We start from the raw sequence: 8,405 nt of genomic DNA, 5'->3' as shown, positions 1-8,405 counted from the left end.
ACAGCCAGCTCCCCGATCTTTGCATGCAGCGACCGCACCGTGTCCTCGTCGATCTCGGGCGCTCTCTTGCCGCCCCGCTCGAAGATCTCCGCCGCGCCGTCCAACAGAGCCTTTTTCCACTGATGGATCATCGTCGGATGCACACCATATTCGGCTGCCAGCTCCGACACTGTGCGCTCGCCTTTCAGCGCCTCTAACGCAACACGCGCCTTGAACGCCGCGTCATGGTTCCTGCGTTTCTTCATGTTCTGATCTCCTCATTCTTGGAGACCAGCAGACGTCAGATCGTAGCTTCCGTCACTGTCCGATTTTCGGGGAGTAGCTCAGTTTATCCTTTACCTAATCGAGTTAAAACAGCTCACGTAAATTGAGCAGTTGCAAAATTTACGAACTCCGGAATATTCCATTGAGAGTTTCGTCTGAGAAACTTGTAAATCGATTGCTGGCGATCCCAAACCAATCGCACAATACTCGATGATAGGCGCTTCGGTAATCCATTGTGAACTGCATGTCGCCTTCTTCAAGGGCACCAAGATCCGGATGCATCCCCCAAATACCACCCTTAAGCGCACCGCCGAGTAAAAAGTGTGGCGCAGCGGTTCCATGATCTGTTCCCAGAGATTCATTTTCGACTGCGCGTCGACCAAACTCGCTATAGGTCATAATCAAGGTGCTTTCCCAATGCCCCGATCGGATCAGCGCTTCACGCAAACCGGCAATAGCTCGGCCTAAATCGCGTAGCAGATCACCATGCTGCCATTGTTGTAGCTCGTGGGTGTCAAAACCGTCGATCTTCAGCTTTAGAACGGGTGCGTCTATTCCAGCATCTATCAACTGCGCGGCAATAGCGGCTTGCCGCCCAAGATCGCCAGCCTCAAATCTTAGGCTGTCCGACGACGTAGAAATCCGGCTCAATCTGGAGGAGATCCGCTCCATAGAGTTGTCCAGCGCACGCCCCCTATCCATCAACAATGCCAGTGCTGGGTTGCCACTTGAACCACTCTGTGTGGTTTGTGATGGGGTTGCACCAGATCGTAGGCCAGTAAACTGATTGAGCGAGGTCATAGATAGCCAAACCCCAGAGGAAGATGCGAAGACGCCCATGCCACCGTCAAGGCTAATACCATGGGCGTCTAAGTCATTCGCCCCCTCCATACCCTCAATGTCTTCAGTAAGCCAACCATTCGGGCCACTTTGACTGCCATCTCCACCGGTTTCCCAAAGGGCAATTGATTTAAAATGCGATCTATTTTGACCGGGGTATCCAAGCCCCTGAATGATGGCCATTTCGCCGGCTTGCCATGCTGGATCAAGCGGGGTTAGAGCCTTGTGTAGCGCAAGCTCGTTAGTCAAAGTAAACAGATCTTGACCAGACAAACAAATGTTAGGTCGAATCTCACGATAACGCTCATCGTTAAACGGAACTACCGTATTCAATCCGTCGTTGGCACCAGATAGCTCTACTAGGATTAGTCTGCGTCCACTGGCTTGCGCTGCGTTAGCAATGCTAATGGGTGCAAGAGGAATTGCCAGTCCGGCCAGTATTGTTTTCAGAATGATGCGTCGATCCATTCTCTAGCCTCCAAGTCACTTCAGGTTATAAACAGGATCATTTAGCACGATCTCTAAGTCATTGGTTTCTTGATCGGACTGCACAGGCGCAGCTGCCAAAAACAGATCTGACAGTCGTGCGTCACGCAACGTCCAACCTGGTGAATCAAACCTTGCCTCGTCTGGATCTAGCCCAGCAATACGTATTGGCTGCGTGCCGTCCTGCCCCATCATGGCCATCATCATGTTAGGTTCAGCTGTTGCATCGAGCAGAATCTTGACGCCCTCTGCTGGCGCAAGGCTCGCATAGCGACTCCCTGGGAGCAACGTTTTGACTTCATTGAAGAGATCGCTCCACTCCCCAAAAAGCTGCTCTGCATTTCTGTCGCGCCAGTTCCGGCCTTGTCGCGAGACAGCAATTAACTCAGGTACCGCCATCCATAGGGCTGAAACGAAACGACGCTGTTCATCCGAGAGCTGGTTCCATTGTGCGCGCTCTTCATCCCATTCTGGTCCAGACAGGACAAAGTCTATTACAAGTTCACCACTTTCATTATTCTTGTATGCGGAACGCGGCATAGGCCCTCCGAGGCAGTCAGGATAGCAGCGTCGTGAAGAAAGCTGTAAGGATATTCGCCGACCAGCTTCATGCTCCTGCCTTATGATCTTAACTATCATCGCTTCAGACGCGACTTCACCCAGACGCGGCGATAGCAAGCCAATACTAAATGCAACCCATTCCTGATCTTTGGAGTAGGTGTCCGCCCATTCGAAAGCAGCACGATTGATCTCTAATGCATTTGAGGAATTTATGGATTCTTTGTCCAAAACAGAACTAGACAAGATTTCAAATTCAGAAACCGTCACCGTTCCTGAGCAGTACATCCTACCAGGCTCAGAATCGGCATTTGGGTCACTGCATTGTGTCGTCTGCTTTCCATCCCGAGCAGGAAAGATCCTTTCTTCGACACTAATCCAATCTATGAATAAGTTTCTATCACCTCCGTCAGACCCTCCTGGCCCGCAGCAATGGTCGTTCAGAAAGCTTATCTTGAAGGATGAAGGGTGAAAGTCACGAGGGAGTTCTAGCTTTGCAAGCTGCCAAGGGAGGGCTTCGAAGTCCAAACGACCAAAACGCTCAGTGTCGACGCCACCGACTGCCGTTATAGGGCCACTTTTCCAAGTGTTAGTTACCTCAGCCAGCGAATTGGTCTCAATCGCGGTCACTTGAAACTGAGGTGGGCCACTAAAGTCTTCGGCTGCATAGCGTAGGTAAACTGACTGAAACATGGCTTCTTCAGCCGGATTTGGCGCAAGCATCTGAGCCATCATAGCTGCCGCGTCATCATCGGCCGATGCAGGCACAGCCCCCGCGATGTCAGAAATCATATCTGAGCGCATCAGCAGCCTTGATGGGGTTAACCAGTCTGCACCGCCGGGCCAGCCGGCTACATTTGGAGCTTCAAATAGATTTTGACCTATGGCAGCCATTCTATTTGGAAGTGAATTCCACCAATCTGGCAAAATGCCGGTAGTTCTGATGGTGCCTACAAATAGATCTACCGGGGACTTCACGATTGTTGCTTTATTTGCTGGCTCCCAAAACCCTCTAGAAGTAAGGATCTTTCGAACCAGAAGTTTAATGTCATAATCAGATTCGCGAAAATCTTCAGAAATGAATTCTATCTCTTCAAGATCGAAATTGAATTCTGACACATATACTGACCAAAACCGTTTTGCGATAAAATCTGCCACTTCAGGTCTTGAAAGTAGTATATTCACAACATCGTCACCATTCAAATTCCCCGTTACGCCGAGTAGGCTTTTTGTGTCTGAGTCGTGGTCCCATGGATTGAATTCAAATTCCAATCTACGGACGCGGCTGTAAGTATAACCCGTCAGAGCTCTTGACACCTCGCGAACATCTGCCTCTGAATAATTCCCTTCGCCGAGAACAAACAGTTCCATCAGTTCTCGAGCGAGGTTTTCATTCGGCGCTTCTCGCCTAGATCCGCTGTTGTCCAAGTAATTCAACATTGCAGGATCGCGGATGACTGCCGTCAGAAGATCACGGAAGTTTCCGTGACCTAGATTGCGAAAGGTTTGGTGTTGAAATGCAATGGCATGACTTTCTTCTTCGACACCAGAGTAGGCGGTAACAAAGTGGTTATGCCACAGCAGGATCAACCGTTCGGCCTGTGGGTTTTCCGTAGCAATCATTTCTCGGACCCACCAACTTCTTAGCGTGCCGATTTCTCCATCGCGCTGTGTGCGGAAGGCTTGTTGTTGCTCTTCTTCGTAATCCCACCTGATCCAGTATTGTGGAAAAGGTTCGGCTGTAATCCATGACGGCAAAGGCGCAGAAGTGTTCCTACCATCAAGGCGTTGGATCATCAGGCTGACCGCCTCGCTGCGGGTCAAGCCAAGTAGCTCTTTCACTTCAGACGGATGGGCGCCAATACCTGTCCTTTCGAGAAGGTGCCGAGCATCAGGTATAGTGACCAGTTGCTGAAGGTGAGCCTGCTCAGCTTCCAATGTTTCCGAGTGACTATTGAATGCGTCAACCAGCGCTCGCTCTAAGGCGCTGTCAAAATCGGTTGGCCCCTCAGGAATGGATTCAAGAGTTGTACCTTCAGCCAGCTCGACTAAAGCCGAACGGGTCCGCGAGCCCCACACGCCATCGACCTCACCTACATCGAAACCGGCAAGCACAAGGGCTCGCTGAACGCGCTCAACGCTTCGATCTTGCGCAAAGGCGCTCATGGTGGGCACAAATACAGAAGCCAACGCCAGCATGAAACCAAGAACAACTTTCATAGTCGGCACTTCCTCGTCAGATTAATAGAAGATATGAGCCTCTCCGATTTCATCTTAAAATAAAAAGTTGTCGATTGCACCACTTATTCGTTCGATCCGCCCTGTCAGATCGTTGGCTTGCTCTGATGCCCAAGAAGGTAGATCAAGTTATGTAGAGCTCAGAAAAGGCCGCTATTTTTGATCAACAACCCCTTAATAGGAAGCCGCGACTCCATGAGCCCTAGGCTATGACGGATGCATAACCGACATTACAAGCGGATGCTGCTGCTGGACGAACCGCGGCCAATTTTCGGCTGGGCCATCAGGCAAAGAGGCAAAGAGGCAAAGAGGCAAATCGGATCTTGAGAAACTTGCAATTCCATCTGTGAGCAACTGGAACAAAAGTGATTGTCCGTCGTCGGATGATTTGGAACAGCCTCGCGGAAGTTGGCAAAGTATGAGGGGTTCTCTTCCCATGACAATGCCATGGGACCAATGTGGGCGCCTCATCTGGGGCAAGCTGATTGACGGATTGCGGGCGATGGCGCAGCCTGTGGACCGAGCCACTTGAAAGCTGATGCCATGCAACTCGCCGTTCCCGCGCAATATCTAAACCTTGACCCCAGCCTTTATACCAGCCCCGCCACATGGCAGGCCGAACGCGAACAGATTTTCCTGCGCACTTGGCAGTTCATGGGCCCCGCCAGTGCGGTGGCAAAAGCAGGCCAATACCTGACGCTCGACATCGCAGGCTTTGGCGTCTTTGCCATCAGGGGGAAAGACGGCGTCATGCGAGGCTTTAAGAACATCTGCCGCCATAGAGGCGCGCGGCTGTTGGATGGTGCGGGCGAGTGCGGCCTGATCGTTTGCCCTTATCATAAGTGGAGCTTTGCCGACACAGGCCGCTTGGTCCAAGCCCCATGGTTTGGCCGCGATCCAGCAATCATCCCCGAGGATTGGCCGCTAGAACCCGTGCATCTGGCCGAATGGCGCGGGCTTTTGTTTGCCGCGGTCGATCCGCAAACCTCGCTTCTCGAACAGCTCGGCGACCTGCCCGCCGAACTGGCGGATGAGCCTTTGGAAACCTATCTGCCGACCGACCAAGCCACTGTCAGCTTTGATGCCAATTGGAAGGTTTACACCGACAATTTCGTAGAAGGCTATCATATCCCCGGCACTCATCCGTCTTTCTACGCCGCCATCGACTTTGAAGCCTTTGAAACTACCGCCCATGATGGCTTTGTGCGCATGACCGCCCCGCCGAAAGAGGGGCTGTTTTATCGCGGTAAGTGGCTGTGGATGTGGCCCAACTGGACGCTGTCGCTGTTTGACGGCGGCATGAATGTGAGCCGGATTGATCCTGTGTCGGTCGACCGCACTGATCAGCATTACACCTTTTTCTTTGCTGACACCTCGGCGGCTCAGGCCGATGCCCGCGCGCGGTCAGTGAACGGCACCTTGGCGGTGGTGCGCGAGGATTACGAGGTGTGCGTCTCTACCCACCGCAACTATCAAGCGGGCGGCTATAGCTCCGGCCCGCTGTCAGGGAGGCATGAAAAAGGAGTGCAATACTTCCAATCCCGCGTGGCAGCCGCCCTTGGGATTTAGGGCCCCTTGTGACTGCCTGACCCCAACCCCTTTTCGATAGAAAACCCGACGCAAAACCGCCTCATAAGCCAATCAGGCCTATCTGCCGTCCCCGCCATTCTGGGGGCAAAAGTCTTTGGCTGGATTACGGTCGTGGTTGTTTGCCAATCAAGCCTGTTGTGGGACAAAGCCTGCGGGCTGTTTACTATGGTGGAGGACTTTGGTGAGTTTACTGTGTTGACCACAGTAAAATGCGATGGCGCCGACCAAAGCCCTATTGCACATTTTTTCGCACACCTCAAAAACGCTCTGTTTATTACAATAAAAACAAAAGCTTATTTTCACCACAAGTCTCGAAAATCCGCGTGTCGCTGGTTCGATTCCGGCTCTGGGCACCACTTAATTCAACAAAATCAAACAGATACGCATTGCACAGTTTTTGGTGCTTGCGTCGCACAGTCATCGCACAGTTTTGGCTGCGTTGATGTGGTTGGAATCACTGTGGTCAACACAGTGTTTGGGGTTGCTGTTGGGACAGTGCGTTTGCGACACAGTTTTTGAGACACAGTCCATGAACACAGTGTTCTCGACGACTTGGGTGCAGTAGGGCCTTGTCGTCCGCTTCTTAGCTGCTGCGCCCCTTCACGCCAAAATTCTACGCCTTTGTGGATCAACCGTGATCAGATCGGAGCTGGCGTCACTGTCTGATTTGTTAAGGACTAAATCATGCTCAATGAATTGAGCCCGGAGCTGCAAATCGCGAGCTGTCCCTTGACTGTCTAGCCGTATTAACTGCGTCATGTTATGTGATCTGGAAGGAAGATCTCTCACCTTACTCTTGCAGACGGCGGCGCTAGCTTGATGAAACTTTTGAAGGGCATTTCACTGTTTTTAGCCTTAACGGTTGCTGTATTCATTTCTGGGCCAGCAGTAGCATCATGTAATGGCGCAAACCCACCGACAATAACTGCAATTGATCCGTCATCACAACGTAGTCAGATACCCTCAAACGGTCGGATTGAGGGCCACAATCAGGTGGCGAGTAGCGTCGCTGAGTTTGGCCATACCGTGCGCTCCCCGGCATCGCCCAGTCTGGTCGGCAAGCGTTTAGTGTCAGCCAACAAAAGTCCATGAACCAGACCGTCAACCAACGAAATCGATAAGATTGGCTCTAAAGCGGTATGCAACCTTAGGAGCGCGCGTTGCTTGGCAGTTCTGCGTTGGTAGGCAGACAGGACTACTTTGACGCTGGGCAAAAACCGATCCACAATACACAGGGTGAGACAGTGGCGAGTTCGTTAAACCCATGCTGCAATGGCCAAATTCCGCGCCGTAGAGCGATCAAAACTTCGGCCGCATGTCGATTCTTGGTCGCAGTTCAGGTCGCTTTGCTCGAGAACGGGCCTCATGGGACACGCTGTCCCACGACGATCAAGTTGTTCTGCCCCTAGTCGTTCACAGTGATTGTGACGCGGCTGTTGTCCGAAACGATGATGTTAACCGGAGAGTTCTCGCTGCCCAAAGTCACGTCATCGCGAAACACTTCATAGTTCAGATAGCTGCCGAAGCCCAATTGTGCGTTCACATAGGCTTCGGAATCATCACCCGCCAAGCGCATCATTAAGGTCGATGACCCTTCCGAGGTGCTGGTGATATTTGCGATCGTATCAATGCCCGACTGGTTGATTTCAAGGGTATCTCTGAAAGTGCCAAGCGCGGTATGATCCAGGATCAAAGTCGCGCTGTTTGTCTGGTTCACCCTCAAATTCACCGCGCCGCCGGTCACGTCGATGTCTTGCACCACAGTTTTGTTGAGCGCATTGACCACGATGTCGATCGCTTTCTTGCCTGAACCGGAAATTCGGACATCCGATGTGTAAGTGCCAGCTTTCACGTTCACGAGCATGGACGATGCCGACGAGGTGTTCATGTAAAAGCCAACATTCGCCGTGTTGGACACTTCCAACTTTGCGCCAAAGGTCTGCGCCGCACTGCCCGTTTGAGAGATCACGAGCGAAGAAAAGTTGCCCGTAAACGATGCCGCCGTATTGACAGAAGCGCGACCGCCTGAGGTGAGGCCATAGATCTTATGACCAGCGTTGTTCGCTTGGGTGATAGAGCGCACATCAATTTCGCCACCCGTATGGATGAAATTGATGGATTGTGCTGCAGCCATGTCGGGAAGAAAGGCTGTTTGCAACATCCAACCACACAGGGTGTTGATTTTCACCCAGACCGGAGCCGGTTTTTTCACCGAGAAGTGAGCCACCTCTGATTATGGATTTTGGTTCATGCTGGGGTCAAGGGCGTGTTTGTCTCCTTCTTTTTGCGGGCTGCAACGGCTGAGCTTGCCTTGAAGCGAAAGCTGTCGTTTCCGGTTTCAAGGATGTGACAGCGGTGAGTAAGGCGGTCGAGTAAGGCGGTGGTCATCTTTGCATCACCGAAGACCATAGCCCATTCGCTGAAGCTCA

At 52.0% G+C, this 8,405-nt stretch carries 7 protein-coding genes; 2 read left to right on the top strand and 5 right to left on the bottom strand.

Going from position 1 to position 8,405, the window contains the following annotated elements; all coding sequences use genetic code 11:
* From AC72UB_RS13170 to AC72UB_RS13160, 3 genes are all read right to left on the bottom strand, one after another.
* On the bottom strand, positions 1-245 hold a 245-nt coding region (locus tag AC72UB_RS13170), incomplete at its 3' end, for a transposase (protein WP_505190192.1).
* Between the two features lie 139 nt (positions 246-384).
* A complete protein-coding gene (locus AC72UB_RS13165; protein WP_505190191.1) occupies positions 385-1,572 on the bottom strand; it encodes a DUF1501 domain-containing protein in 1,188 nt (395 codons plus the stop codon).
* A gap of 15 nt (positions 1,573-1,587) precedes the next feature.
* A complete protein-coding gene (locus AC72UB_RS13160) occupies positions 1,588-4,368 on the bottom strand; it encodes a DUF1800 family protein (protein WP_505190190.1) in 2,781 nt (926 codons plus the stop codon).
* Between the two features lie 561 nt (positions 4,369-4,929).
* Here AC72UB_RS13160 and AC72UB_RS13155 point away from each other — a divergent pair.
* Both AC72UB_RS13155 and AC72UB_RS13150 read left to right on the top strand, forming a co-directional pair.
* Positions 4,930-5,955: an aromatic ring-hydroxylating oxygenase subunit alpha gene (locus tag AC72UB_RS13155; RefSeq protein ID WP_505190189.1), complete on the top strand. Its 1,026-nt coding sequence runs from the start codon at positions 4,930-4,932 to the stop codon at positions 5,953-5,955.
* 156 nt (positions 5,956-6,111) lie between these two features.
* The gene (locus AC72UB_RS13150; RefSeq protein WP_505190188.1) at positions 6,112-6,495 is read left to right on the top strand and encodes a hypothetical protein; all 384 of its coding nucleotides are present in this window, start codon (positions 6,112-6,114) and stop codon (positions 6,493-6,495) included.
* Between the two features lie 886 nt (positions 6,496-7,381).
* Here the strand turns inward: AC72UB_RS13150 and AC72UB_RS13145 are convergent.
* Both AC72UB_RS13145 and AC72UB_RS13140 read right to left on the bottom strand, forming a co-directional pair.
* On the bottom strand, positions 7,382-8,203 hold the full coding sequence (locus AC72UB_RS13145) for a hypothetical protein (protein ID WP_505190187.1): 822 nt from the start codon (positions 8,201-8,203) through the stop codon (positions 7,382-7,384).
* A gap of 20 nt (positions 8,204-8,223) precedes the next feature.
* Positions 8,224-8,405: ATP-binding protein (locus AC72UB_RS13140; protein ID WP_505190186.1), on the bottom strand; the 182-nt coding region annotated here is incomplete at its 5' end.

Origin of the sequence: Allotabrizicola aquatica (SeqCode), from assembly GCF_965194375.1 — a bacterium.
Lineage (GTDB): Bacteria > Pseudomonadota > Alphaproteobacteria > Rhodobacterales > Rhodobacteraceae > Tabrizicola_A > Tabrizicola_A aquatica.
The sequence above is the reverse complement of the archived record's forward strand: the minus strand, read 5'-3'. Positions and strand labels throughout refer to the sequence as shown.